Source organism: Burkholderia sp. HI2761, assembly GCF_002223355.1.
Classification (GTDB): domain Bacteria; phylum Pseudomonadota; class Gammaproteobacteria; order Burkholderiales; family Burkholderiaceae; genus Burkholderia.
This window is the reverse complement of record NZ_NKFN01000004.1, coordinates 370,590-396,534: the sequence shown is the minus strand read 5'-3', so window position 1 is coordinate 396,534 and position 25,945 is coordinate 370,590. Positions and strand designations below refer to the sequence as shown.

Annotated in this window: 27 protein-coding genes and 1 tRNA gene; 20 read left to right on the top strand and 8 right to left on the bottom strand. The window is 66.6% G+C overall.

The window, feature by feature from the left end:
- Positions 1-26: 26 nt before the first annotated feature.
- Positions 27-977 (bottom strand): Imm72 family immunity protein, encoded by a 951-nt coding sequence (locus tag CFB46_RS08415; protein WP_227789548.1) that lies wholly within the window; start codon positions 975-977, stop codon positions 27-29.
- Between the two features lie 252 nt (positions 978-1,229).
- Between CFB46_RS08415 and CFB46_RS08410 the strand changes: the two genes are divergently transcribed.
- Positions 1,230-1,304: transfer RNA gene (locus CFB46_RS08410), tRNA-Gly, on the top strand.
- A gap of 132 nt (positions 1,305-1,436) precedes the next feature.
- Positions 1,437-2,204, top strand: coding sequence for a tRNA (guanosine(46)-N7)-methyltransferase TrmB (gene trmB / locus CFB46_RS08405; RefSeq protein ID WP_089499753.1), 768 nt, complete (start codon positions 1,437-1,439; stop codon positions 2,202-2,204).
- Positions 2,205-2,328: 124 nt separating this feature from the next.
- Here the strand turns inward: trmB and CFB46_RS08400 are convergent, their stop codons facing one another.
- From CFB46_RS08400 to CFB46_RS08390, 3 genes are all read right to left on the bottom strand, one after another.
- Positions 2,329-3,159, bottom strand: coding sequence for an undecaprenyl-diphosphate phosphatase (locus tag CFB46_RS08400; protein WP_011544783.1), 831 nt, complete (start codon positions 3,157-3,159; stop codon positions 2,329-2,331).
- Positions 3,160-3,238: 79 nt separating this feature from the next.
- Positions 3,239-3,820, bottom strand: coding sequence for a DUF1439 domain-containing protein (locus CFB46_RS08395; protein WP_027783754.1), 582 nt, complete (start codon positions 3,818-3,820; stop codon positions 3,239-3,241).
- On the bottom strand, positions 3,817-4,134 hold the full coding sequence (locus CFB46_RS08390) for a YkgJ family cysteine cluster protein (RefSeq protein WP_089500376.1): 318 nt from the start codon (positions 4,132-4,134) through the stop codon (positions 3,817-3,819). The genes CFB46_RS08395 and CFB46_RS08390 overlap by 4 nt, the downstream gene beginning before the upstream one ends.
- Positions 4,135-4,307: 173 nt before the next feature.
- On the opposite strand from CFB46_RS08390, the gene hemN reads away from it, so the two are divergent.
- The 18 genes from hemN to ureG all read left to right on the top strand — a co-directional run bounded on the left by hemN (position 4,308) and on the right by ureG (position 20,940).
- Positions 4,308-5,699 (top strand): oxygen-independent coproporphyrinogen III oxidase, encoded by a 1,392-nt coding sequence (gene hemN, locus CFB46_RS08385; RefSeq protein WP_089499752.1) that lies wholly within the window; start codon positions 4,308-4,310, stop codon positions 5,697-5,699.
- Between the two features lie 87 nt (positions 5,700-5,786).
- Complete coding sequence (locus CFB46_RS08380) at positions 5,787-6,044, top strand: hypothetical protein (RefSeq protein WP_027783751.1); 258 nt, start codon at positions 5,787-5,789, stop codon at positions 6,042-6,044.
- A 104-nt stretch (positions 6,045-6,148) separates the two neighbouring features.
- Positions 6,149-6,805, top strand: a complete 657-nt coding sequence (locus CFB46_RS08375) for a protein-L-isoaspartate O-methyltransferase family protein (RefSeq protein ID WP_089499751.1) — start codon at positions 6,149-6,151, stop codon at positions 6,803-6,805.
- A 14-nt stretch (positions 6,806-6,819) separates the two neighbouring features.
- Complete coding sequence (locus CFB46_RS08370; protein WP_027783749.1) at positions 6,820-7,143, top strand: rhodanese-like domain-containing protein; 324 nt, start codon at positions 6,820-6,822, stop codon at positions 7,141-7,143.
- Positions 7,144-7,488: 345 nt separating this feature from the next.
- Positions 7,489-8,796, top strand: a complete 1,308-nt coding sequence (gene urtA / locus CFB46_RS08365) for an urea ABC transporter substrate-binding protein (RefSeq protein WP_089499750.1) — start codon at positions 7,489-7,491, stop codon at positions 8,794-8,796.
- 147 nt (positions 8,797-8,943) lie between these two features.
- Positions 8,944-10,563 (top strand): urea ABC transporter permease subunit UrtB, encoded by a 1,620-nt coding sequence (gene urtB, locus CFB46_RS08360; protein ID WP_089499749.1) that lies wholly within the window; start codon positions 8,944-8,946, stop codon positions 10,561-10,563.
- A 1-nt stretch (position 10,564) separates the two neighbouring features.
- Complete coding sequence (gene urtC, locus CFB46_RS08355) at positions 10,565-11,752, top strand: urea ABC transporter permease subunit UrtC (RefSeq protein ID WP_089499748.1); 1,188 nt, start codon at positions 10,565-10,567, stop codon at positions 11,750-11,752.
- A complete protein-coding gene (urtD, locus tag CFB46_RS08350) occupies positions 11,749-12,606 on the top strand; it encodes an urea ABC transporter ATP-binding protein UrtD (RefSeq protein WP_027783745.1) in 858 nt (285 codons plus the stop codon). The genes urtC and urtD overlap by 4 nt, the downstream gene beginning before the upstream one ends.
- A gap of 4 nt (positions 12,607-12,610) precedes the next feature.
- The gene (urtE, locus tag CFB46_RS08345) at positions 12,611-13,303 is read left to right on the top strand and encodes an urea ABC transporter ATP-binding subunit UrtE (RefSeq protein ID WP_089499747.1); all 693 of its coding nucleotides are present in this window, start codon (positions 12,611-12,613) and stop codon (positions 13,301-13,303) included.
- Positions 13,304-13,555: 252 nt separating this feature from the next.
- Complete coding sequence (locus tag CFB46_RS08340) at positions 13,556-14,290, top strand: type IV toxin-antitoxin system AbiEi family antitoxin domain-containing protein (RefSeq protein WP_089499746.1); 735 nt, start codon at positions 13,556-13,558, stop codon at positions 14,288-14,290.
- On the top strand, positions 14,287-15,279 hold the full coding sequence (locus tag CFB46_RS08335) for a nucleotidyl transferase AbiEii/AbiGii toxin family protein (RefSeq protein ID WP_089499745.1): 993 nt from the start codon (positions 14,287-14,289) through the stop codon (positions 15,277-15,279). The genes CFB46_RS08340 and CFB46_RS08335 overlap by 4 nt, the downstream gene beginning before the upstream one ends.
- Positions 15,280-15,493: 214 nt before the next feature.
- Positions 15,494-16,369, top strand: coding sequence for an urease accessory protein UreD (locus CFB46_RS08330; RefSeq protein ID WP_089499744.1), 876 nt, complete (start codon positions 15,494-15,496; stop codon positions 16,367-16,369).
- A gap of 236 nt (positions 16,370-16,605) precedes the next feature.
- Positions 16,606-16,908 carry an urease subunit gamma gene (gene ureA, locus CFB46_RS08325; protein ID WP_006406310.1) on the top strand — a complete coding sequence of 101 codons (303 nt, stop codon included), beginning with the start codon at positions 16,606-16,608 and terminating at the stop codon, positions 16,906-16,908.
- A gap of 8 nt (positions 16,909-16,916) precedes the next feature.
- Positions 16,917-17,222: an urease subunit beta gene (locus CFB46_RS08320; protein WP_027783742.1), complete on the top strand. Its 306-nt coding sequence runs from the start codon at positions 16,917-16,919 to the stop codon at positions 17,220-17,222.
- Between the two features lie 38 nt (positions 17,223-17,260).
- Positions 17,261-18,967, top strand: a complete 1,707-nt coding sequence (ureC, locus tag CFB46_RS08315; RefSeq protein WP_089499743.1) for an urease subunit alpha — start codon at positions 17,261-17,263, stop codon at positions 18,965-18,967.
- A gap of 18 nt (positions 18,968-18,985) precedes the next feature.
- The gene (gene ureE / locus CFB46_RS08310) at positions 18,986-19,609 is read left to right on the top strand and encodes an urease accessory protein UreE (RefSeq protein WP_089499742.1); all 624 of its coding nucleotides are present in this window, start codon (positions 18,986-18,988) and stop codon (positions 19,607-19,609) included.
- Positions 19,596-20,276 carry an urease accessory protein UreF gene (locus CFB46_RS08305; RefSeq protein WP_089499741.1) on the top strand — a complete coding sequence of 227 codons (681 nt, stop codon included), beginning with the start codon at positions 19,596-19,598 and terminating at the stop codon, positions 20,274-20,276. Before ureE ends, CFB46_RS08305 begins: the two co-directional genes overlap by 14 nt.
- 16 nt (positions 20,277-20,292) lie before the next feature.
- A complete protein-coding gene (ureG, locus tag CFB46_RS08300; protein WP_089499740.1) occupies positions 20,293-20,940 on the top strand; it encodes an urease accessory protein UreG in 648 nt (215 codons plus the stop codon).
- A 74-nt stretch (positions 20,941-21,014) separates the two neighbouring features.
- Here the strand turns inward: ureG and waaA are convergent, their stop codons facing one another.
- The 4 genes from waaA to CFB46_RS08280 form a co-directional block, all read right to left on the bottom strand.
- Positions 21,015-22,364: a lipid IV(A) 3-deoxy-D-manno-octulosonic acid transferase gene (waaA, locus tag CFB46_RS08295; RefSeq protein ID WP_089499739.1), complete on the bottom strand. Its 1,350-nt coding sequence runs from the start codon at positions 22,362-22,364 to the stop codon at positions 21,015-21,017.
- A 37-nt stretch (positions 22,365-22,401) separates the two neighbouring features.
- On the bottom strand, positions 22,402-23,286 hold the full coding sequence (locus CFB46_RS08290; RefSeq protein ID WP_027783736.1) for a Kdo hydroxylase family protein: 885 nt from the start codon (positions 23,284-23,286) through the stop codon (positions 22,402-22,404).
- Positions 23,287-23,309: 23 nt separating this feature from the next.
- Positions 23,310-24,305: a lipopolysaccharide heptosyltransferase I gene (waaC, locus tag CFB46_RS08285; protein WP_089499738.1), complete on the bottom strand. Its 996-nt coding sequence runs from the start codon at positions 24,303-24,305 to the stop codon at positions 23,310-23,312.
- Between the two features lie 175 nt (positions 24,306-24,480).
- Positions 24,481-25,875, bottom strand: coding sequence for a phosphomannomutase/phosphoglucomutase (locus CFB46_RS08280; protein WP_089499737.1), 1,395 nt, complete (start codon positions 25,873-25,875; stop codon positions 24,481-24,483).
- Between the last annotated feature and the right edge of the window lie 70 nt (positions 25,876-25,945).

Here is a 25,945-nt window from a genome sequence, read left to right as displayed (position 1 = left end):
TGATCCGTCACGTTAGTTCGGATGCGTTACCGGGGCTTGTATGCTTCCGACACCGACTCGTCTATTTTCGACATCGGCTGGCGTGCCAGGAGGTAGGTTTCCTCCTCTGGCGGAATACTGCCATCCCGATAACGCTTGTCTTCCCACAGCAGCCGCCAGCGCACCACATGCTCGTCGTTGGTACCTTCCAACAGGTACTTGTGGGCAATACTGCCCTTGAGGAAGTAGTTCGGACATCCAACCTCGCCAGCCGGAAACCATGGCTCCCAGATACCCTCGACAGGGATCTCCTGATCACTGTAAATCTCGCCGCTTCCGGATTCGTTCTTGGGCGGACAGGGAGGAAGTTCTGCGGGATAGCTGCGACCGGGCGGCCAATATCGCCATGCAGGAAGGAGGGCATCTTGGAACATTGATTCATAGGTCCAATGCTCAAATACACGGTCTCCTCCATCTGCACGTGTCCCGTATGCAAGCGTCCCGGTAAAACCGGATCCGACCGTGCACGCGAGCGTGTAGCAAATCAATCTCTCGATCCACACGCCCTCTACGAACCCGGTGGCATACATCGGGTCCCTGAAGTTGGTGTCCCTCAGTCCCAGCGAATGGAAAAACGGATCGTGTTTCCGACCGATTTCAAGTGCACTCCGTCCGAACAACAAGTCGCCACCTTGCTGACTTCCCATAACCAGCGCGTCGTATGCTGCTCGTTTATCAAGACCTCGGCGTAATGCGTCAACGCCCAGATCCATTTGCACTAGCGCCCCCAAGAAATCATGCGAATACGCCGCCTCCAACTCCACCTGATTTGGGCTCGGCGTGTCCAATTGCTTGGCGTACGCGTGAAGGAAATCCCTGAACTGACTAACTGCATGATCCAGGAACGTAACGCTTGTCCATTTCTTGAGCAGATAAAACGCTTTGGCGCGCGCATCCAACTCCTGCTCAGGAGTCATGGTCAGAGTATTCAGCACCATTGATTCTGTCCTTCCGCCGCTTGTTTTCCGACATCGGCGAGGGCTCGCCGCGCATAGCCTTGCCTGAGCTAATGCGGTCATGTTCATGCGTTATCCATCTTCTCATTAGTTGCAAGCCCACGGTGGCTCGCGCTCTCACGGGGACGGCTCCCCGGTTATATCGCAGCCGCCGAGCCATGCCAGTTTCACCCCCACCGGCCAGAATCCGCCGCTTGCCATCCCGCCCGAAACCCCTGTACAATCACCCGTTCTGCGGGCGTCGTATAATGGCCATTACCTCAGCTTCCCAAGCTGATGACGTGGGTTCGATTCCCATCGCCCGCTCCACTTTCCGGCTGCACGGCAGCCTGCGCAAAAGCCGCCTCGTCGAAGGCGGCTTTTTTGTACCATGTGCCGGTTCCCGGCGCACTGTTGCGCGCAACGGGCCCCTCGCCCGCAACAACGCCTTTCTCTGTACCGATGATGCACGACGATCCGAACGAAGCCGGCCTGCCGCCGCACGACGACGCCATTCCCGACGAAGCGGCCGAAGGCGCCGACGAAGTCAACCCGCTGCACCACCGCCGCATCCGCAGCTTCGTCACGCGCGCCGGCCGCGTGTCGACCGGCCAGCGCCGCGCGCTCGATGAATTCGGCCCGCGCTTCGTCGTCCCGTATGCGCCGGAGATGCCCGACTGGAATGCGATCTTCGGCCGCAGAGCGCCGCGCATCCTCGAGATCGGCTTCGGGATGGGCGCATCGACCGCGGAAATCGCCGCGAACCGCCCCGGCGACGATTTCCTCGGCGTCGAAGTGCACGAACCGGGTGTCGGCGCGCTGCTGAAGCTGATCGGCGAGCAGGATCTGACGAACATCCGCATCATCCAGCACGACGCGGTCGAGGTGCTCGAGCACATGCTCGCGCCGGAAAGCCTCGACGGCGTGCACATCTTCTTCCCCGATCCGTGGCACAAGGCGCGCCACCACAAGCGCCGGCTGATCCAGCCGCCGCTCGTCGCGCATCTCGCGTCGCGCCTGAAACCCGGTGCGTACATTCACTGCGCGACCGACTGGCAGAACTACGCGGAACAGATGCTGGAAGTGCTCGGCGCGGAACCGACGCTCGAAAACACGGCCGCCGACTACGCGCCGCGCCCCGACTACCGCCCGGTGACGAAGTTCGAGCGACGCGGGCTGCGGCTCGGCCACGGCGTGTGGGACCTGGTGTTCCGCAAGCGCGCAAGCTGAGCCCGGCCGGCGCCCTACTCGGCGGCCCCGCCAAATAAAACGGCCTGATCGGCAAATGCCGATCAAGCCGTTTTTCATGATGCCCGCGATGCTCGCCGGGCCCACCCGGCGTGTCTGCCCGGCATCACGCCCAGTTCAGCCACCCGCTGTAACCCACCAGCAGCACGAACAGCCCGAACGCGATCCGGTACCACGCGAACACCGTGAAGTCGTGCGTCGCGACGTAGCGCAGCAGCCAGCGCACGCACACGAACGCGCTGACGAACGCCGCGACGAGCCCTAGCGCGAACAGCCCGAGCGAATCGACGGTGAACGCCTGCCAGTCCTTGACGGTTTCATAGAGCGTCGCGCCGAAGATGATCGGAATCGCGAGGAAGAACGAGAATTCGGTGGCCACGCGCCGGTCGAGACCGAACAGCATCCCGCCGATGATCGTCGAGCCCGAACGCGACATGCCGGGCACGAGCGCGAAGCACTGCGCGATGCCGACCTTGAGCGCGTCGAGCGGCGTCAGCGCATCGACCGACATCACGCGCGGCGGCTCGCTGCGTTCGCGCTGCCGCGCCTCGGCCCACAGGATGATCGCACCGCCGACGACGAGCGCGAACGCGACGGGCACCGGCGAGAACAGCACGGCCTTGATCTTCTTCTCGAACAGGAGGCCGAGCGCGATCGCGGGAATCGTCGCGATCACGACGTTCAGCGTGAAGCGTTGCGCGTCGGGCCGGCTCGGCAGCCCGGACACGACGGACACGATCCGTTGCCGGTATTCCCAGCAGACCGCGAGGATCGCGCCGAACTGGATCACGACGTCGAACGTCTTCGCGTGCGAATCGTTGAAATTCAGGAAGCTGCCCGCGACGATCAGGTGACCGGTGCTCGACACCGGCAGGAATTCCGTCAGCCCCTCGACGACGCCGAGGATCAATGCCTTGCAGATCAGGATCCAGTCCATCCGTGGCCCAACTCCGAAATGGTCGAAAGAAAAGGCCACTCTTGCGCGCGCGGCCCGCCCGGCCGTGCGCGCCCCGTCGTCACTTTTCGACGATCGCCACGCGTATGCCGTTTGTAAGGATCGTAATTGTACCGGGTTCGTAGTTCACCCCGGCAAATTGCAGTTGTTCCGGCTTGAACGTGTAGATCGGATAGTTGGTCAGCAGCTGCGTCGCGAGCAGGCCGGCGGCCGCGCCGACCTGCTGCGCGTACATCTGCGCGTCGCCGTCGAGCACGAGGCTGTCGACGGCCGGCGCCTTCAGCACGACCGAGCGGCTCGGCGCGTCGTACGCGAGCTGGCCCGACACGGTGAACTTGCCGCTGACGGGCCCGCGCAGGAACGGGCTCGCGAAATGGGCGTCGAGCTGCACGGCGACGCGGTTCTGGTCGGGCAGCAGGTTGACGGCCGGGTTCGCGAGCGACACGTCGACCACCTGCGCGACCGTCTTCTGGTAAGGAAACTTGCGCGCGACGGCCTTCTGCACGTCGCCGCGCGAGAACGTGTAGTGATCGGGGATGAACGGGAAGGTCGACGCGCACGCGGCAAGCGATACGCACACGCCGACGGCGCCGATCGCGCCAGCGAGAAAACGGCGCCGGCCGGGCGCGCGAGGGACGGTCATGCTGAACTCTCTCCTGGATGCGCCGGCCGCGTCGCGGCCTCGAGGCGCGTGAGCCACGCGAGCGCGTCGTCGCGCGACGCGCCGCACATGTCGGCGGACGGCTGCAGCCCGGAACAGCACGCGGGGCGCTCGGGCCGGCCGAAAATCATGCAGCGCAGGTCGTCCCCGAGCTGCACGCAGCGCACGCCGGCCGGCTTGCCGTCGGGCATGCCCGGAATCGGGCTGGAAATCGACGGCGCGATGCAGCACGCGCCGCAGCCCTCGCGGCACGCGTGCGGCGGCGGGACTTCGGCGGGCGCCGGGCAGACAGGCATTTCGACGGACACTCGGCTCTCTCGACGAACAACGAAAAACGGTGCGGCAACCGGACGCGGCGTCCGGCAGCCCCACCCCGCATTGTGCCATCGCCGGCTGCGACGTTATTACACAATGCAGCCCGATCGCGCGTCCATATACTCGAAAGCATCTAAAAACGCGCGAGACCGTCATGCGTTCTGGTTCTGCCGACTCGATGTTCCGTCCCGATTTGCTCGCGAAATACGGCGCGAACGGGCCGCGCTATACGTCGTACCCGACCGCGCTGCAATTCCGCGACGATTTCGATCCGGCCGACTACGTACGCGCGGCCGGCGACCCCGGCGCATCGTCGAGCGACCTGTCGCTGTACTTCCACATCCCGTTCTGCAACACCGCGTGCTTCTACTGCGGCTGCAACAAGATCGCGACCAACAACCGCCGCCGCGCGCGCCCGTATCTCGACCAGCTCAAGCGCGAAATGGCGCTGCAGGCCGCACTGTTCGATCCGTCCCGCCCGGTCACGCAACTGCACTGGGGCGGCGGCACGCCGACCTTTCTTTCCGACGACGAAACGGCCGAGCTGATGGCGGCCACGCGCGAGCATTTCGCGCTCGCGCCGGACACCGACGCCGAATTCTCGATCGAGATCGATCCGCGCACGGTCACGCCGGCGACGCTCGTCCATCTGCGCACGATCGGCTTCAACCGGCTGAGCCTCGGCGTGCAGGATTTCGACCCGGTCGTGCAGCAGGCGATCAATCGCATCCAGCCGCGCGCGATGACGGCCGACCTGCTCGCCGCCGCGCGCGCGACGGGCTTCCATTCGGTGAGCGTCGACCTGATCTACGGGCTGCCGCACCAGACGGTCGCCGTGTTCGCGCGCACGCTCGAGACGATGATCGAGCTTGCGCCCGATCGCCTGTCGGTGTTCGGCTACGCGCACATGCCGCATCTGTTCAAGATGCAGCGGCAGATCGACGATGCGGCGCTGCCGCCGCCGGAAACGCGCATCGCGCTGCTCGACCTCGCGATCGACATGCTGACGTCGGCCGGCTACGTGTACATCGGGATGGACCACTTCGCGCGGCCGTCCGACGAACTCGTGCGCGCGCAGCGCAACGGCACGCTGCAGCGTAATTTCCAGGGCTACAGCACGCGCGCGGATACCGACCTGATCGGCTTCGGCGTCTCGTCGATCGGCAAGGTCGGCGACGTCTACGCGCAGAACGCGAAGGACCTGCCCGCATACGGCGCCGCGCTCGACGCGGGCCGGCTGCCGATCGCGCGCGGCGTACGGCTCACGCCGGACGACCGGCTGCGCCGCGACGTGATCACGCAACTGATGTGCAACCTCGAACTGCCGTTCTCGCATGTCGAGGCCGCGCACGGCATCCGCTTCGCCGATCATTTCGCGCGCGAGCTCGACGCGCTGCGCCCGTTCGAGCGCGACGGGCTGCTGACGATCACGCGCGACCGGCTGACAATCCATCCGGCCGGCCGGATGGTCGTGCGCAACATCGCGATGGCGTTCGACGCGTACCTCGGCCAGACGACGCGGCAGCGCTACTCGCGCACGGTCTAGGGGCGGTTCGCGCGGGCACCGGGCGGGCGCCGGCCCGGCCGGTTTGATAGAGTGTGAGGCTTACATCCGCTTCGCCAGCCCCCAAAGATGCGCACCACCAAAGCGACCTACGCGGTCGAACGCCTGAAGACCCGCTCCGGCAACCCGCAATTCGCGGCCGTCTCAATGGCGGGCGGCCTGTTCTATCTCGTCGACCGCTCGGGCGGCACCGCCGAGAAGCGCTGCGAGCCGCTGCCGCTCGACGAATTCGTCAAGTTCGTCGATGCATTCGGCCCCCAAAAGCCGCGCAAGGCGAGCAAGCTCGACCTCGCATTCGAGGCGCAGATCAAGAAGAGCAAAGGGTAAAGGTCTGTTGCAGGCCGCCTGAAGGCCTCGCGGCCGTGCCGTTTGGTACAATCACGAAGTTTCTCTATCCCCGCTGATGGCCGACCAGGCTGCGTGACCACACCATGAATATCGAAAACGCGCGTTTCAACATGATCGAACAGCAGATCCGTCCGTGGGACGTGCTGGATCTGGATGTCCTGGGCCTGCTGTCGATCGTCAAGCGTGAAAACTACGTGCCGGCCGAATACCGCGATCTCGCGTTCGCCGATCTCGAACTGCCGCTGCCCGGCGGCGCCAGCAAGATGCTGTTCCCGCGCGTCGAAGCGCGCGTGCTGCAGGAACTGACGGTCAAGAAGCACGAGAACGTGCTCCTGATCGGCGCGGGCTCGGGTTACCTGGCCGCGCTGTTCGCGCATCGCGCGCAGCACGTGACGGCCGTCGAGATCGATCCGACGATCGCGAAGTTCGCGGAAGACAACCTGCGCAACGACGGCGTGACCAACGCCGAAGTCGTGCTCGGCGACGGTTCGCGCGGCTGGGCCGCGAAGGCGCCGTACGACGTGATCTGCGCCGCGGGCGGCCTGCCGGTCGTGCCGCAGGAAATGCTCGAACAGCTGAAGATCGGCGGCCGCCTGTCGGCGTTCGTCGGCGGCCGTCCGGTGATGAAGGCGCAGATCATCACGCGCATCGACGACAAGCAGTACCGCGTCGCCGACGTGTTCGAAACCTACATCAGCCACCTCGTCAACGCGATCGAGCCGTCGCGCTTCAAATTCTGAGCGGCGGAGCCTCCATGCAGATCCTGACGCCCGCAATGCTCGCGCAATGGCTCGGCGATACGGCGCGCCCCGCACCGGTCGTGCTCGATGTGCGCGAGCCGTGGGAAATCGCGACCGCGCAGATCGCCGGCAGCGTGGCGATTCCGATGCAGCAGATTCCCGCGCGTAGCGAAGAGCTCGACGACGAAGCGGAAATCGTCTGCGTGTGCCATCACGGGATGCGCAGCGCGCAGGTCGCGATGTTCCTCGAATCGCGCGGCTTCACGAAGCTGTACAACCTGCAAGGCGGGATCGACGCGTGGTCGCGCGACGTCGATCCGTCCGTGCCGCGCTACTGATCGATCCTCCCGGCGGCGCGTCATGCGCCGCTGCGCCGCCCGGCACCCTGCCGCCGGCCACACCGATCCGCCGAACGGGCGCGCACTGCGCGCCCGTTTCTCTTTTCCCCTCCCGTTTCCTGCGTTGCGACGCCGCGGCACCGCCGTGCACCATTTGCGCCCGCGCGTGTGCACCGCAACGGACCGCGCATGCTGCACGTCGCGTCATCCGCACCACCCCGATGCCCGCCGGCGACCCGCACAGGCACGCCGGGCGTGCATCCGCGCGACTGGCACATGCCTTGCGTTACACGATGGCCGGCGCCGCCACGGCGCACGCGCATCCAACACGACAAGGGGATCCCGATGAAACGTCGCAGTCTGTTGAAGTTCGGTTCGATGGCCGGCGCGCTCGCGCTGGCGGGCAAGAGCCCGTTCGCGCAAGCGGCCGATGCGGGCACCGGCCCGATCAAGGTCGGCATCCTGCATTCGCTGTCGGGCACGATGGCCATCTCGGAGACGTCGCTGAAGGACACCGCGCTGATGACGATCGCCGACATCAACAAGAGCGGCGGCGTGATGGGCCGCAAGCTCGAACCGGTGGTGGTCGATCCCGCGTCGAACTGGCCGCTGTTCGCCGAGAAGGCGCGCCAGCTGCTCACGCAGGACAAGGTCGCGTGCGTGTTCGGCTGCTGGACGTCGGTGTCGCGCAAGTCCGTGCTGCCGGTGTTCGAGGAACTGAACGGACTGCTCTATTACCCGGTGCAGTACGAAGGCGAGGAAATGTCGCGCAACGTGTTCTACACGGGCGCGGCGCCGAACCAGCAGGCGATTCCGGCCGTCGAGTACCTGATGAGCGCGGAAGGCGGCGGCGCGAAGCGCTTCTTCCTGCTCGGCACCGACTACGTGTATCCGCGCACGACCAACAAGATCCTGCGCGCGTTCCTGAAATCGAAGGGCGTGAAGGACGCCGACATTCAGGAGGTCTACACGCCGTTCGGCCACAGCGATTACCAGACCATCGTCGCGAACATCAAGACCTTCTCGCAGGGCGGCAAGACGACCGTGATCTCGACGATCAACGGCGACTCGAACGTGCCGTTCTACAAGGAGCTGGGCAACCAGGGGATCAAGGCGACCGACGTGCCGGTCGTCGCGTTCTCGGTCGGCGAGGAAGAGCTGCGCGGGATCGACACGAAGCCGCTCGTCGGCCACCTCGCCGCGTGGAACTACTTCATGTCGGTGAAGAACCCGACCAACACGAAGTTCAAGGACCAGTTCGCCGCGTGGGTGAAGGCGAACAACCTGCCGGGCGGTGCGAAGCGCGTGACCAACGATCCGATGGAAGCGACCTACGTCGGCATCCACATGTGGAAGCAGGCCGTCGAGAAAGCGAAGAGCACCGACGTCGACAAGGTGCGCGTCGCGATGATCGGCCAGACGGTTGCCGCGCCGTCGGGCTTCACGCTCGCGATGGACGGCAACCATCACCTGCACAAGCCGGTGATGATCGGCGAGATCCGCGGCGACGGGCAGTTCAACGTCGTGTGGAAGACGAAGACGGCCGTGCGCGCGCAGCCGTGGAGCCCGTTCATCGCGGGAAATCAGAGTAAGCCGGACATCGTCACGTCGATCCCGGCGTTCCTGCGCCGGCAGCGCGCGGCGCTGGCCTGATGCCCCGCGGCACGGCGCGCTTCGTGTGCGACGTGCCGCCAAGCACGCCGATGCACCCGCCGCCCTGGCCGAGCGTGCCGTAACGATCCCCACGCGCCGGTGCAGCACTGCCTGAATCCGCTTCCCCACGCCCGACAGGACTTCCCGATGCCTACACGCTTTCGCCGAGTCGCCCGCGCGATCGCGGCATGCGCCGCCCTCGCGGGCATGCTGCCGCACGCCGCGTTCGCGCTGACGGCGGCCGATACCGCCGCGCTCGCCGGCGACGACTTCGACGCGAAGACGGCCGCGATCGAACGGCTCGCCGCCGACACCGATCCGCGCGCCGTTGCGGTGCTCAACGCGCTGTCGAGCGGCGATGCGCTCGCGACCGGCGACGGCCGCCTGCTGATCCAGACCGGCGATACCGCGCACGACGCGCTCACGCAGGCCGCGACGCCGGCCGGCGACGCGCAGCCGGTGATGCTGAACAACCTGCTGCGCACGAAGATCGCCGGCGCGCTGTCGGGCCTCGCGCTCGCGTCGCCCGACGTGGCCGCGCGACGCGACGCGATCGACGCGCTGCTGAAATCGCCCGACCCGGCGCTCAAGCCGATGATCGACCGCGCCCGTGCCAAGGAAACCGATCCGTCATTGAAACGTCGTCTCGACGCGCTGTGGGCGATCGCCGCGCTGCACGACGCCGATCCGGCGAAGCGTCTCGAAGCCGTGCAGGTGGTGGCCGCCCGCAGCGATCTCGACATGATCGAACCACTGCGCCCGCTCGTCGCGAAGAACGCCGACGGTAGCTACGCGGAACCCGATGCGCGCGTGCGCGCCGCCGCGCAACAAGGGCTCGACGCGCTCCATGCGCTGCAGCGCCGCGGGGAAATCGTCGGCACGTTGTTCGCGGGCCTATCGCTCGGCAGCGTGCTGCTGCTCGCCGCGCTCGGCCTCGCGATCACATACGGGCTGATCGGCGTGATCAACATGGCGCACGGCGAATTCCTGATGATCGGTGCGTACGCAACCTATGTCGTGCAGACGCTGATCCAGCGCTACGCGCCGGCCGCATTCGACTGGTATCCGCTCGTCGCCGTGCCCGTTTCGTTCGCGGTGGCCGCGCTCGTCGGCATCGTGCTCGAGCGGCTCGTGCTGCGGCACCTGTACGGCCGCCCCCTCGAAACGCTGCTCGCGACCTTCGGCGTGAGCCTGATCCTGATCCAGGCGACGCGCATGCTGTTCGGCGCGCAGAACGTGCAGGTCGTGAACCCATCGTGGATGAGCGGCGGCGTGACGGTGATGCAGAGCCTGATCCTGCCGTACAACCGGCTCGCGATCCTCGCGTTCGCGCTCGCCGTGGTGTTCGTTGCGTGGGCCGTGCTGACGAAGACGCGGCTCGGCCTGTTCGTGCGCGCGGTCACGCAGAACCGCCGGATGGCCGCGTGCGTCGGCGTGAAGACCGCACGCGTCGACGCGTATGCGTTCGCGTTCGGCGCGGGCATCGCGGGCCTCGGCGGCTGCGCGCTGTCGCAGATCGGCAACGTGGGCCCCGACCTCGGCCAGAACTACATCATCGATTCGTTCATGGCGGTCGTGCTCGGCGGCGTCGGGCAGATCGCCGGCACCGTGCTCGGCGGCTTCGGGCTCGGCCTCGCGAGCAAGGCGATCGAGCCGTTCTGGGGCGCCGTGCTCGCGAAGATCGCGGTGCTCGTGATGATCGTGCTGTTCATCCAGAAACGCCCGCAGGGCATGTTCGCCCCGAAGGGCCGCAGCGCGGAGGCTTGACGTGACTTCATTCACCAATTCGATCTCGAACCCGGTCGCCGATACGTCGAAGCCCGCCGCCGGCGTGCGCGCGGCCGACGGTTTCGCGCTCGGCCTGCCGCCCCGCCCTGCGCTGCTGTCGCGCCGCGCGTGGCTCGCGCTCGTCGCGCTGTGCGTGGCGATCGGCATCGGCGTGCCGCTCGCCGCGCTCGTCACGCCGGAAGCCAGCGCGTTCCATCTGTCCGCGTACACGATGACGCTCGCCGGCAAGCTGATGTGCTACGCGATCGCCGCGCTCGCGCTCGATCTCGTGTGGGGCTACTGCGGCATCCTGAGCCTCGGCCACGGATTGTTCTTCGCGCTCGGCGGCTATGCGATCGGCATGTACCTGATGCGCGAGATCGGCCGCGACGGCAAGTACGGCAGCGACCTGCCCGACTTCATGGTGTTTCTCGACTGGCACCAGTTGCCGTGGTACTGGAGCGGCACGCAGCATCTCGCGTGGGCGCTCGCGCTCGTCGTGCTCGTGCCGGCCGTGCTCGCGTGGGTGCTCGGCTTCTTCACGTTCCGCTCGCGCGTGAAAGGCGTGTACCTGTCGATCATCACGCAGGCGCTGACGTTCGCCGCGATGCTGCTGTTCTATCGGAACGAGACGGGCTTCGGCGGAAACAACGGCTTCACCGATTTCAAGCGCATCGCCGGCTTCGCGATCACGTCGCCAGGCACGCGCACGGTGCTGTTGCTGCTGACGTTCGCGACCCTCGTGCTCGCGTTCATCGCCGCGCGCGCGATCGTCACGAGCAAGCTCGGGCGCGTGGTGACCGCGGTGCGCGACGGCGAGACGCGGCTGATGTTCCTCGGCTACAGCCCGCTCGCGTACAAGCTGTTCGTGTGGACCGTGTCGGCCGTGCTGTGCGGCATCGCCGGCGCGCTGTACGTGCCGCAGGTCGGCATCATCAATCCCGGCGAGATGTCGCCGGGCAACTCGATCGAAATGGCGATCTGGGTCGCGGTGGGCGGGCGCGGCACGCTGATCGGACCGATCGTCGGCGCGTTCGCGGTGAACGGCACGAAGAGTTTCTTCACCGCGTACTTCGCCGAATACTGGCTGTTCTTCCTCGGCCTGATCTTCGTGCTCGTGCCGCTGCTGCTGCCGCGCGGAATCATGGGCCTCGTCGAAACCGTGCTCGCGAAGGGGAAACGTGCATGAACGGAACGGCTCTCTATCAGTTCACGCCGCCGCCGGAAGACGAATTGCTCGCCGTCAGCGGCACGGCTTCGATGGGGCGGGTCGTGCCGCCCGGCATCGACACGTCGCACGGCACGATCCTGTATCTCGAGGATATCGAGGTGAGCTTCGACGGCTTTCGCGCGCTGAAGAAGCTGTCGCTCGCGATCGACGCGGGCGAGTTGCGCTGCGTGATCGGCCCGAACGGCGCGGGCAAGACGACGATGATGGACGTGATCACCGGCAAGACGCGGCCCGATGCGGGCAACGTGTTTCTCGGCCAGACGATCGATCTCGCGCGGATGAGCGAGCCCGAGATCGCTCGTGCGGGCATCGGCCGCAAGTTTCAGAAGCCGACCGTATTCGAACAGCATCCGGTGTGGGAAAACCTCGAACTCGCGATGCAGACCGACAAGGGCTGGCTCGCGTCGCTGCGCGCGCGGCTCGACCGAACCGCGCAGGCGAAGATCGAGGAGACGCTCGCGCTGATCGGCCTCGAAAGCCATGCGTATCGCGCGGCCGGCGAGCTGTCGCACGGGCAGAAGCAGCGGCTCGAAATCGGCATGCTGCTGATGCAGCGCCCCGCGCTGCTGCTGCTCGACGAACCGGCGGCCGGGATGACCGACCACGAGACGATGGAACTCGCCGAGTTGCTGAACACGCTGCGCGGCACCTGCTCGATGATGGTCGTCGAGCACGACATGGAATTCGTCGCGGCGCTCGCGGGCGACACGGGCCGCGTGACGGTGATGGCCGAAGGCGCGGTGCTCGCGCACGGCACGCTCGACCAGGTCAAGCGCGACGACGCGGTGATCGAGTCTTACCTCGGACGATGATGCGATGCTGAAGATCGATGCACTGAACCAGTACTACGGCGGCAGCCATATCCTGCGCAACGTGAACCTTTCCGCCGACGACGGCAAGCTCACCGTGCTGCTCGGCCGCAACGGCGTCGGCAAGAGCACGCTGCTGCGCTGCCTGATGGGGGTGGTCGCCGCGAAGAGCGGCAGCGTGTCGTGGCGCGGCACCGCGCTCGGCGCACTGCCGCCGTATGCGCGCGTCGCGGCCGGGCTCGCGTACGTGCCGCAGGGCCGCGACATCTTTCCGCGGCTGACCGTCGAGGAGAACCTGCTCGTCGGCGCGGCGAGCCGCAAGGCGCCGTCGAAGGTGCCCGACCGCATCTACGACCTGTTCCCGGTGCTGAAGGACATGCGCGCGCGGCGCGGCGGCGACCTGTCGGGCGGCCAGCAGCAGCAGCTCGCGATCGGCCGTGCGTTGATGAGCGAGCCGCAGTTGCTGATCCTCGACGAGCCGACCGAAGGCATCCAGCCGTCGATCATCCAGGACATCGGCCGCACGCTGCGGCAACTCGTCGACGAATCGAAGATGACGGTGCTGCTCGTCGAGCAGTATTACGATTTCGCGCAATCGATCGCCGACCGTTACTGGGTGATGAGCCGTGGCGAAATCGTCGCAGGTGGCGAGGCGCGGGACATGGAGACGAACGGCGTACGGGGGCTGATCGCGGTGTGACAGGTGGCACGAGTGACCATCCTGCCGTCGGCAAACCGATTCCGACCCTCATGCTGTTTGCGTTAAATATTTTCAAATTATCAAATAGACTGCCAATTTCTCGCACTCGTTCAACGCATCATCCCGGACCATGTTCTTCCCGTGGAGTAGTTTAAGGTGCGACGGGATCCAGTACCATAGCGTTAAAAAATTGCAGATAATCAAATATATTCTATATATACTGCAATCAGAAAACGCCTTAGTCACGTCACGATGAGCAATAAAACAGTCCAGCGGTTGATGCAGGAGACCCTGCGCGGCTACCCCATCGATTCCGAAATGCTTCGGAACATGGGCGTGAGCGCGGCTTTGGCATCCCATATGGTCAAGTCCGGCTGGCTGCAACGCCTTTCAAAAGGTACCTACCTGCTGACCGGGGACACGCCCTCGCGGGACGGAATCATCGCTCATCTTGGCCGACGAGTTCCCGGCATCCACGTCGGCGGCAAAACAGCCCTCGCCTGGCAAGGTGTTCGCCACAACATCGCATTCAAGGAGAAAGTCATTCTCTGGGGTCCAAGACCCTATCGCATCCCCTCATGGGTCGCGGAGCACATGCACTACACGTACCAGACCACCGCGTTGTTCGACGAATCGTTGCCCTACTCCTTCGGGCTAACGCAACTTCCCGTCGGAGGCCCCGACGTGCTTGTTTCCGTGCCGGAGCGAGCCATATTGGAGCTTGCAAGCGACATCGGAAAGGGACAGTCGTTAGAGGAAGCGTCCAACCTGATGATCGGATTGCGCAACCTGCGCGTCAAAACGCTGGACGTGCTTCTACATCACTGTACGAGCGTAAAGGTAGTTCGACTGGTGCGGGATCTTGGACAGGGTGCCGACTTTCCATGGGCACGAGAACTCCAGAAGCACGTCAACCGTCTCGGCGAAGGTACGCGATGGTCGAACAAGATGAAAAACGGCAAGCGACTCACACTCAAACCGTCATGAACCAGACCTACGTAGACACCGTCCGGCTCATGCTGTCGATCGCACCGATCGTCTTCGACACGCCGCGCTTCGCAATGAAGGGCGGTACTGCGCTAAACCTCTTTCTCCATGACATGCCACGTCTGTCGGTCGATATCGATGTCGTGTTCACCAATCGAGGCCTGAACCGCGAAGAAGCACTCGATGCGATCAACCAAGAGCTCGATCGAACCCGGAAGCAAATCGAGGCCGAAGGACATGCGACGGAATTCTCGGCCGCGTCCTCATCCGGGAAAGCGAAGGGCGACGACGTGAAGCTCGTGGTCATTTCCGGCGCGACCGCCGTCAAGGTCGAGGTCAACTACATATTCCGAGGCACGTTGCTTGCCCCTGTCCAGCGCCTCCTCACGAAGCAAGCCGAGGACACGTTCAGCACGAGCATCGAAGTCCCAACGCTTCACGACGCAGAGCTCTACGGTAGCAAGCTCGTGGCCGCATTGGACCGTCAGCATCCGCGCGATCTTTTCGATGTGATGCATATGTACTTGCACCAAGGGTTGCGCCCGGATATCGTGGATGCGTTCGTGGGCTACCTGTCCGGGCATAACAGACCGATTCACGAGGTGTTGTTTGGTCCGAAGCATTCGATGGCAGAGGCCTATGATTCCGATTTCGTCGGCATGACGGCCGAACCTGTCGACCTAGCGGTGCTCGAAACAACACAAGAACGGCTCCATCGGGAACTACCCGCATCGCTCACGGCGAATCATCGTCGATTCCTGATATCGCTGGTTCGGGCCGAGCCAGACTGGTCCTTGATGCCATACGCGCACCTGCGCGAGTTGCCGGCCCTGAGATGGAAGCTCATCAACCTCGAAAATCTCAAAAAGAAAAAACCAGAAGTGTTCGCACAGCAGGAGTCGGCGCTCCGCGAAAAATTCGCCATGTTGGACAACAAATATGCGTCGGCTGACACCAAGACCGGCACCACGCCATCGAGCCACGAATAAACGCGCCAGCAGCGTGCCACCGTTTTCGTATCGCTCGAGCCCATCGCTCTGCTCTGACACTCCATAGCATGGCGCGCCATCGGACATGTCGGTCACGCAGAGAATTTGCGATTCGGCCAAACCTGGCGCTTTCAACGAACGCGGTATCGGCATTATTGTTCCTGTAGCATCGACGTTTTTCGCGCCCGTCTCTTTCGTTTCCCGTCCGCCGCCGATGTCCGCCCCCGATTCGCACGCCCCGCTATCCCGCCCCGCCGTCGCCAAGTCGTGGCGCGGCCGCCTCGAACTCGGCTTCGAGCGACACGGCGCGCGCACGACACTGGCGCACCGGCTGCACGATGGCCCGCTGCGTGTGCAGCGGCCGCTGTACCCGGAAGGGGACGCAATCTGCCATGCGGTGATCGTTCACCCGCCGGGCGGCGTCGCGGGCGGCGACCGGCTCGACATCGATATCGCGCTTGGCGACGGCACGCACGCGGTGCTGACGACGCCTGGCGCGACCAAGTGGTACAAGTCGAACGGCCTCGATGCGACGCAGCGCATCGGCATCGCGGTCGGCCGCGACGCGAAGCTCGACTGGCTGCCGCAGAACAACCTGTTCTTCGACTCGGCGCACGCGTCACTCGACTTCACGGTCACGCTCGGCGCAGGCGCGAGCGCGATCGGCTGGGACGCCACACAGCTCGGCCGGCAAGCGGCCGGCGAAACCTGGTCGGCGGGCCGTATCGCATCGACCGCCGCGCTCGTCGATGCCGACGGCCGGCCGCTTTGGACCGAACGCGCGCGGCTCGACGCGCCCGATCCGCTACGCGGCGCGCTGCAGGGCCTCGCAGGTTTTCCCGCATACGGCACGCTGTGGGCCGCCGGCGCCGCATGCGACGCCGCGCTCGCCGAATCGCTCGCCGCGCGGATGCCGTTCGACGACACGCTGCGCGCCGGCGCGACCTGCGTGACGCCCGGCGTCGTGCTCGTGCGTGCGCTGTCGACGTCGATGGAAGGGCTGCAGCGCCACTTCACCGATTGCTGGCTGCAGTTGCGGCCGATCGTGCACGGCGTCGACGCACGGCCGCTGCGCCTCTGGCAAACCTGAGCACGTTCGCGCCGCGCACCGTTTCGGCGCATCCCCACATCGGGCGACGCACATTCCCCATGCATCGCGCACCACAAGCGCGCATCGCGCTGCATTTCATGCACATGGCACGCGCCTTGCTGCTTACATAACCGATACACGGCGCGCGCAGAACAACGCGGTGCTACGATGACCCGCACGTCCGCCCGGTTATGGGTGCACCGATAAAAATTACGCTTTCCTGAACGTTTGCCTTCATGAAACTGACTCCCCGAGAAAAAGACAAGCTGCTGATTTTCACGGCGGCGCTGCTGGCCGAGCGCCGTCGCGCGCGCGGCCTGAAGCTCAACTATCCGGAGGCGGTCGCATTCATCACCGCCGCGCTGATGGAAGCCGCACGCGACGGCAAGACGGTTGCCGAGGTGATGCACTACGGCACGACGCTGCTCACGCGCGACGACGTGATGGACGGCGTACCGGAGATGATTCCCGACATCCAGGTCGAAGCGACCTTCCCCGACGGCACGAAGCTCGTGACCGTCCACCACCCGATTCCGTGAGGCCACGCATGATCCCCGGCGAAATCCTCACCGACGACGGCGAGCACGAACTGAACGCGGGCCGCGAAACAGTGACGCTCGTCGTCGCGAACACCGGCGACCGCCCGGTGCAGGTCGGCTCGCATTACCACTTCTTCGAAGTCAACGACGCACTGTCGTTCGACCGCGCGGCCGCGCGCGGCTTCCGCCTCAACATCGCGGCCGGCACGGCCGTGCGCTTCGAGCCGGGCCAGACGCGCACCGTCGAGCTCGTCGCCCTCGCGGGCGAGCGCGCCGTCTACGGTTTTCAGGGCAAGGTGATGGGGCCGCTCTGAGCGACGCCTCACGTCCGTCTCTTCAGGAACAGCACGACATGACACTACGCTTGAGCCGCCGCGCGTACGCGGAAATGTTCGGGCCGACGACGGGCGACCGCGTCCGGCTCGCCGATACCGAACTGCTGATCGAGATCGAGCGCGACTTCACGACCTACGGCGAGGAAGTGAAATTCGGCGGCGGGAAAGTGATTCGCGACGGGATGGGCCAGTCGCAGCGTGTGTCTGCCGAGGTGCCCGACACGGTGATCACGAACGCGGTGATCCTCGATCACTGGGGCATCGTGAAGGCCGACATCGCGATCAAGCACGGCCGCATCGCCGCGATCGGCAAGGCCGGCAACCCGGACATCCAGCCGGGCGTGACGATCGCGATCGGCGCTGCGACCGAAGTGATCGCCGGCGAAGGGCTGATCGTGACGGCGGGCGGCATCGATACGCACATCCACTTCATCAGCCCGCAGCAGATCGACGAGGCGCTCGCATCGGGCGTCACGACGATGCTCGGCGGCGGCACGGGGCCGGCCACCGGCACCAACGCGACGACCTGCACGCCAGGCCCGTGGCACATGGAGCGGATGCTGCAGGCCGCGGACGGCTGGCCGATCAACCTCGGCTTTCTCGGCAAGGGCAATGCGAGCCTGCCGCAGCCGCTCGTCGAGCAGATCGCGGCCGGCGCGATCGGGCTGAAGCTGCACGAGGACTGGGGCACGACGCCCGCCGCGATCGACAACTGTCTTTCCGTGGCGGACGACACCGATACGCAGGTGGCGATCCACACCGACACGCTGAACGAAGCCGGTTTCGTCGAATCGACGGTCGCCGCGTTCAAGGGCCGCACGATCCACACGTACCACACCGAAGGCGCGGGCGGCGGCCATGCACCCGACATCCTGAAGGTGTGCGGCGAGGCGAACGTGCTGCCGTCGTCGACCAACCCGACGCGCCCGTACACGATCAACACGCTCGACGAGCACCTCGACATGCTGATGGTGTGCCATCACCTCGATCCGTCGATCGCGGAGGATCTCGCGTTCGCCGAATCGCGCATTCGCCGCGAGACGATCGCGGCCGAGGACATCCTGCACGATCTCGGCGCGCTGTCGATGCTGTCGTCCGATTCGCAGGCGATGGGCCGCGTCGGCGAAGTGATCATCCGCACGTGGCAGACCGCGCACAAGATGAAGGTGCAGCGCGGCGCGCTGCCGGAAGACGGTGCGCGCAACGACAACTTCCGAGCGAAGCGCTACGTCGCGAAGTACACGATCAACCCGGCGCTCACGCACGGCATCGCGCACGAAGTCGGCTCGATCGAGCCCGGCAAGTGGGCCGATCTCGTGCTGTGGGAACCGGCGTTCTTCGGGATCAAGCCGTCGATGATCCTGAAGGGCGGGATGATCGCCGTCGCGCAGATGGGCGACCCGAACGCGTCGATCCCGACGCCGCAGCCGGTTCACTATCGCGAGATGTTCGCGACGCGCGGCGGTGCGCTCGCGCGCACGTCGCTGACCTTCGTGTCGCAGATGGCGGCCGATGCGGGCATCGCGCAACGCTACGGCCTCTCGAAGCAAATCGTGCCCGTGCGCAACTGCCGCAACGTGACGAAAGCCGACATGATCCACAACGCCTGGCGTCCGTCGATCAGCGTCGATCCGGAAACCTACGACGTGATCGCCGACGGCCAGTTGCTCACCTGCGAACCGGCGACGGTGCTGCCGATGGCGCAGCGCTACTTCCTGTTCTGATTCGGAATCCTTCGTTTCATGCGCACCCTCGACAAACGCATTGCCCCGAACGTGAAACTCGCCGCGTCGCTCGTCGCACGCGCGCCGACGCTCACGCTCGCCTATGACGCCCGCTGCAAGAGCCGCCTCGCGGCGACGCTCGACACCGGCGAGGACGTCGCGGTCCTGCTGCCGCGCGGCACCGTGCTGCGCGACGGCGACGTGCTCGTCGCCGACGACGGCGCGCTCGTGCGCATCGCCGCGGCGCCCGAAACCGTGCTGCTCGTGCGCGCGGCCGACCCGCTCACGCTGATGCGCGCCGCGTACCATCTCGGCAACCGCCACACGCCGGTCGAGATCGGCGACGGCTACCTGAAGCTCGAGGCCGATCCGGTGCTCGCGGACATGCTGCGCCGGCTCGGCACGCAGGTCGAAGAGGCACGCGCGCCGTTCCAGCCGGAAGCCGGCGCGTACGGCGGCGGCCACAAGCACGGGCACGACGCGACGTTCGCCGAGGACTACGCGCTCGCGCAGCAGGTGTTCGGCGAACACCACGGGCATTCGCATTCGCATTCGCACGATCACGATCACGATCACGATCACGATCACGATCATCAACATGGTCCCGGATGCACGCACGGCCACGGCCATGACCACCACTGAACTCGTCGCGCTGCTGCACCTGGCGTCGCCCGCGCTGCCGATCGGCGCGTACAGCTATTCGCAGGGCCTCGAGGCCGCGCTCGACGCGAACCTGATCCGCGATGCAGATTCCGCGCGCGACTGGATCGCCAGCGGCCTGACCGACGTGCTCGCGCACGGCGAATTGCCGTTCCTCGCGCACCAGCTCGCCCGCTGGCAGACGCACGACACGCACGCGCTCGCCGTGGAAAACGCCTGGTTCGTCGCGAGCCGGGAATCGGCCGAACTGCGCCGCGAAACCGAACAGATGGGCTGGTCGCTCGCGCAGCTGTGCGCGTCGCTCGAATGGGGCGACGCCGCACGCCGCGCGACGCTCGCGTCGCTATCGCCGGTCGCGCTGCCGACCGCTTTCGCGTATGCGGCCGCCGCGCACGATGCCGGCGCCGACGCGACGCTCGCCGCGTACGCGTTCGGCTGGGTCGAGAACCAGACGTCCGCCGCGCTGAAGGCCGTGCCGCTCGGCCAGCTCGCCGGGCAACGCATCATCGTCGCGCTGCGCGGCGCGATCGACGCCGCCGTGCGCCGCGCGCTCGCGACACCGCCCGACGCCGTCAACACGTTCGCGCCCCAGCTCGGCATCCTGTCCGCGCGGCACGAAACCCAGTATTCGCGGTTGTTCCGCTCCTGAACCTCATCGCCAGACCATGAACGCACCTGCCCCCTCCTCCGCCCGCCGCACGAAGAAACTGCCGCCGCTGCGCGTCGGCATCGGCGGCCCCGTCGGCTCCGGCAAGACCACGCTACTCGAAATGCTGTGCAAGGCGATGCGCGACCGGTACGACCTCGTCGCGATCACGAACGACATCTATACGAAGGAAGACCAGCGGCTGCTGACGGTCGCGGGCGCGCTGCCCGAGGAACGCATCATGGGTGTCGAGACGGGCGGCTGCCCGCACACGGCGATCCGCGAGGATGCGTCGATCAACCTCGAAGCCGTCGACCGGATGCTCGCGCGCTTTCCCGATGCCGACATCGTGTTCATCGAGTCGGGCGGCGACAATCTCGCGGCGACCTTCAGCCCCGAGCTGTCGGACCTGACGATCTACGTGATCGACGTCGCCGGCGGCGAGAAGATTCCGCGCAAGGGCGGCCCCGGCATCACGAAGTCCGACCTGCTCGTGATCAACAAGACCGACCTCGCGCCGCTGGTCGGCGCGAACCTCGACGTGATGGCGTCCGATACGAAGAAGATGCGCGGCGAGCGGCCCTATGTGATGACGAACCTGAAGGCGCTCGACGGCGTCGCGGACGTGATCGCATTCATCGAGAAGAAGGGCCTGCTGACGGTGTGAGGGTGTGAGCGGCGTGGCGGCGCCCTACGACGCCGCCGCGCGTGTTGCGGGCGGCATCGCGCCGCCCGTCCCGTCTATGCGTCGTCGGCAGCGTCCGGCAACGCACGCGCGCCGGCCTCGGCGGACGGCAGCAGCGCGGCGAGCACGTCGACCGTGCGCGCGGTCGCGCCGCGGTGACGCGACGCGAAGGCCGCACCGGCCGCGCCCATCGCGATGCGCCGCGCCTTGTCGGCGAACAGCGCGTCGAGCACGTGCGCGAGATCGAGCGGATCCTCGACCTGCATCGTGGCCCCCGCCGCGACCGCATCGGCGGTCGCCTGCGTGAAGTTGAACACATGCGGCCCGATCAGCACCGGCACGCCGACCGCGCATGCCTCGATCAGGTTCTGCCCGCCGAGCGGCAGCAAGCTGCCGCCGATGAACGCGATATCGGCCGCCGCGTAGTACGCGCCGAGCTCGCCCATCGAATCGCCGAGCAACACCGTCACGTCGTCCGGTAGCGGCTCGGCGGCCGGGCGGCCCGCCGCGAGCGCGGCCGCATCGGCGGCCCAGACGGAGCGTCGCACGCACTTGAGCCCGCTGCGCGCGACGAGCGCCTCGACTTCGGCGAAGCGCTGCGGATGACGCGGCACGAGCACCAGCAGCGCGCCGGGCGTGCGCATTTCCGCGAACGCCTGCAGCACCAGCGCCTCTTCGTTCTCGCGCGTGCTGGCGGCGACCCACACCGGCCGCGCGCCGATCGCATCGCGCCACGCATGGCCGCGCGCCGCGAGTTCCGGCGGCGTCGTCATGTCGAACTTCAGGTTGCCGAGCACGGTCACGTTGCGTGCGCCGAGCGACGTCAGCCGCTCCGCATCGGCCGGGCTCTGCGCGAGCACGCGCGAGAAGCCGCCGAACACGTCGCGCGTCGCCGCGCCGAACTTCGCCGCGCGCCGAAACGAACGCGCGGACATCCGCGCATTGGTCAGCACGAGCGGCACGTCCGCGCGGCGGCACTCGTCGATCAGCGTCGGCCACACCTCGGTTTCCATCACGAGGCCGAGCGTCGGCCGCCATGCGTGCAGGAAGCGCCGCACCGTGCCCGGCATGTCGTACGGCAGGTAGCAGCGCAGCACGCGATCGCCGAAGATCTGTTCGCCGGTCGCACGGCCGCTCGGCGTCATGTGCGTGAGCAGGATGCGCGCATCGGGGCGCGCGCGCAGCAGCGCATCGATCAGCGGCTGCGCGGCGCGCGTCTCGCCGACCGACACCGCATGCACCCAGATCAGCGGCGCGCGGTCGTCGCGCGAGCGGCCCGCGACGTGACCGAAGCGCTCGCCGATATGCTCGCGATAGCCGCGCTCCTTGCGCGAGCGCACGTAGAGCCGGATGACAGCGGCCGGCGCGACGAGCCACCACAGCGCGCGATAGATCGCCCTCAGCATGCGGCCGCCCGGAGGTTGCGTCGAAGCAGGTGCGCGCTCAAACCAGCGCCCTGCCCGTCAGGCGTTCGAGAATGCCGAGCGGCGCGCATTCGCGGCGAACCATCGCATCGACCGGCAGGAAGAAGGTCTGCTCGAGCATGAACTGGCCGGACATCACAGCGTGCGAAGTCTGATCCGAGAAACATATCCACACGCTGCCCGGCGGAAACGGCATCGTTTGCTGTGGACAAGTCTTCTGGTAGTCGAGATCGGCCTTCATCCCGTCGTGCAGGTTCAGCATCAGGTGGTCGTACGCGCTGCGCGGCGATTTCGTCACGTGCAGCAGGTTCAGCAGCCACGCCGAGCCCGGGAACTGCGGCCGGATCGTCGGCAGGAAACGCTTCGCGACGTCCTCGAACGGCTCGCCGACACGCCACACGCGCGGCACGCCGGCCGGATTCACGTTCGTGAACACGCGCAGGATGCGCTCGCCGTAGTTCGGCCGCGACGGGAACGCGTCGACGTGCAGCCGGCTGTCGTCCTTGCGCCACGACGTCTGGCGCGTCTCGACCTGCATCAGCCGCAGGCTCGTCGGCGCGACGCGCAGCTTGCCGCGGTATTCGGGAAAAAGGCCGTCGACGAGCGTGCCGGCCTGCTGCTGGAAGCGCGCGACCAGCGCGCGCACGGCCGATTGCGTGACGCTGTCGCCGAGCACGCCGGCGAGCGCGCCGCCATTCGGCGCGAGGCTGATGTTCTTGCGTTTCGGATCGGCGAGCGCCGGATCGAGCAGCGCTTCCTCGCCGCCTTCGATCGCGAAGCGCAGGTGCGGGAAATACAGCACCTTGCCTTCCTCGACCGCGGCCAGCAACTGCTCGCGCGGCGCCGACAGGTTGTGTCCGCTCCAGTCGGCGGACGGGACTTCGATGATCTGGGATTCGCTCATGATCGGTTCGCGTGTGGACAGCGTTACAGGAGACCGAAGCCCGCGAGCGCCGACTTCACCTGCGCGATCGACGGGGGCTGCCCCGCCGTGCCGAGATTGACGACGTTCGGCGACCAGTAGCCGCCGGTGCGCCAGGCCGTCGCGAAATTGTACAGTTCGATCGTCGGACGCTTCAGCGCGGCCGCGATGTGAACCAGACCTGTATCAACCCCCACCGTCGCGGCCGCGCCGTCGATCAGCCCGACCACGGCCGGCAGCGACAGCTTCGGCGGCACGATCGCCGCCGCGCCGAATTCCTTCGCGAGCCGCTCGCTGGTCGCCCGTTCCGCATCGTTGCCCCACGGCAGCACGAGCGACGCACCGCGCCGCACGAGCGCCTGGCCGAGCTCGATCCAGGCGGCGTCCGGCCACTGCTTGTCGGCGCGCGACGTCGCATGGACGAACACGACGTACGGCACCGGCAGGTTCAGGCCGAGCGCGGCCACCGCGAGCGCCGCCGCACGCGTGTCGAGGCCGAATTCGACCGGATCGGCCGGGGTCGGCGCCGGGTCGTCCAGCGCGGCCGCGACGAGCTGGCGCGAGCGCTCGACCACGTGCGTGCGCGGCGCGATCGGCACACGCTTGCGGTAGAAGAAACGCACCGGCCATTCGTAGCCGGCGCCGTCGGTGCGGTTGCCGAGCCCGACGAGCGGGCCGCGCGCCCAGCTCGCGACCCACGCCGTCTTGATGAGGCCCTGGCAGTCGATCACGAGGTCGTACTGCTCGGCCGCGAGGCGCTTGCGGAATGTGCGGATCTCGCGCCACGTCGCGCCCGAGAACGGTTTCTTGCGCCAGCGGCGCAGCGAGAACGGCAGCACGTTGCGCACGCCGTCGACGAGCCGCACGAGGTCGACGAAGCTTTCCTCGACGAGCCAGTCGATCTGCGCATCGGGGTGGCGGCGCCGGATATCGGCGATCACCGGCATGTTGTGCACGACGTCGCCCAGCGACGACACGCGCACGATCAGGATCTTTTGCACGCTGAAAAAACGCCGGCTGGCAGCCGGCGACAGACATAAAGGAGGGATTTTATCCCGCCCGGAGGGCCGGACAGACAAAAAGCGGCCGCGCGCCTGGGGCGCGCGCCGCTTTTCGGGGATGGCGCGACCGGTGTATCGGCCGTCGCGCCATTGGCGGCCCACCGGCCGCCGGCGCTCAGAACGGCAGCTTGACGTCCGGCTTCGCGGCCGTCAGCACGCGGCGGAAGTCCTCCTGGATGCGCTCGAGCCCTTCCTGCGTCTCGGCCTCGAAACGCATCACGACGACCGGCGTCGTGTTCGACGAACGCGCGAGGCCGAAGCCGTCCGGATACTCGACACGCAGGCCGTCGATCGTCACGACTTCCTCGGCGCCGTCGAACTTCGCCTCTTTCTGCAGCTTGTCGATCAGGCGGAAATTCTCGCCTTCGTCGAGCCAGAGCTGCAGTTCGGGCGTGCTCATCGCGTCCGGCAAGCCGTTGAGCAGTGCGCTCGGATCGGCCGTCTTCGCGAGGATCTCGAGCAGCCGTGCGCCGGTGTACAGGCCGTCGTCGAAGCCGTACCAGCGATCCTTGAAGAACACGTGGCCGCTCATTTCGCCGGCGAGCGGCGCACCCGTCTCGCGCAGCTTCGCCTTCACGAGCGAGTGGCCCGTCTTCCACATCAGCGGCTCGCCGCCCTTCGATTTCACCCACTGCGCGAGATGGCGCGTGCACTTCACGTCGTAGATGATCTGGGCGCCCGGGTTGCGCGACAGCACTTCTTCCGCGAACAGCATCAGCTGGCGGTCCGGATAGATGATCTGACCGTCCTTCGTGACGACACCCAGGCGGTCGCCGTCGCCGTCGAACGCGAAGCCGAGCTCCGCATCGGTGTCCTTCAGCGCCTGGATCACGTCCTGCAGGTTTTCCGGGTGAGCGGGATCGGGGTGGTGGTTCGGGAACGTGCCGTCGATGTCGGTGAAGCGCTCGACGAGTTCGCAGCCGAGCGCCTTGAACAGCCGCGTCGCGAGCGGGCCCGCGACGCCGTTGCCGGCGTCGACCACGAGCTTCAGCGGCCGCGCGAGCTTCACGTCGCCGACGATGCGTGCGATGTATTGATCCGCGACGTCGATTTCTTCATACGTGCCGCTGCCCGTCTCGAACCGCTCGTCGACGATGCGGCGGTACAGCGCCTGGATCTGCTCGCCGTAGATCGCGGCGCCGCGCAGCACCATCTTGAAGCCGTTGTAGTCGGGCGGGTTGTGGCTGCCCGTGACGACGATGCACGAATCGACGCGGCGCTCGCCGCCCTTCAGCGCCAGCGGCACGTTCGCCGCGAAATAACCGACCGGCGTCGGCACCATGCCGACGTCGACGACGTCGACACCGGCCGCACGCAGGCCGTCGGCCAGCGCGCCGACCAGTTCCGGCCCGGACAGGCGGCCGTCGCGCGCGACGACGACCGCATCGCCGCCCTGCGCACGCACTTCGCTGCCGAATGCCCGGCCGATCCCGCGCGCCGTGTCGACGTCGAGTGTCTTGCCGACCACGCCACGAATGTCATATGCCTTGAAGATGGATTGGGAGATCATCGATTCTCTTCTCTCGGTTGCGTGCATGGAAAATTGTCTGGCTTGCGCGGCCACCGCTCGCGGGTGCCGT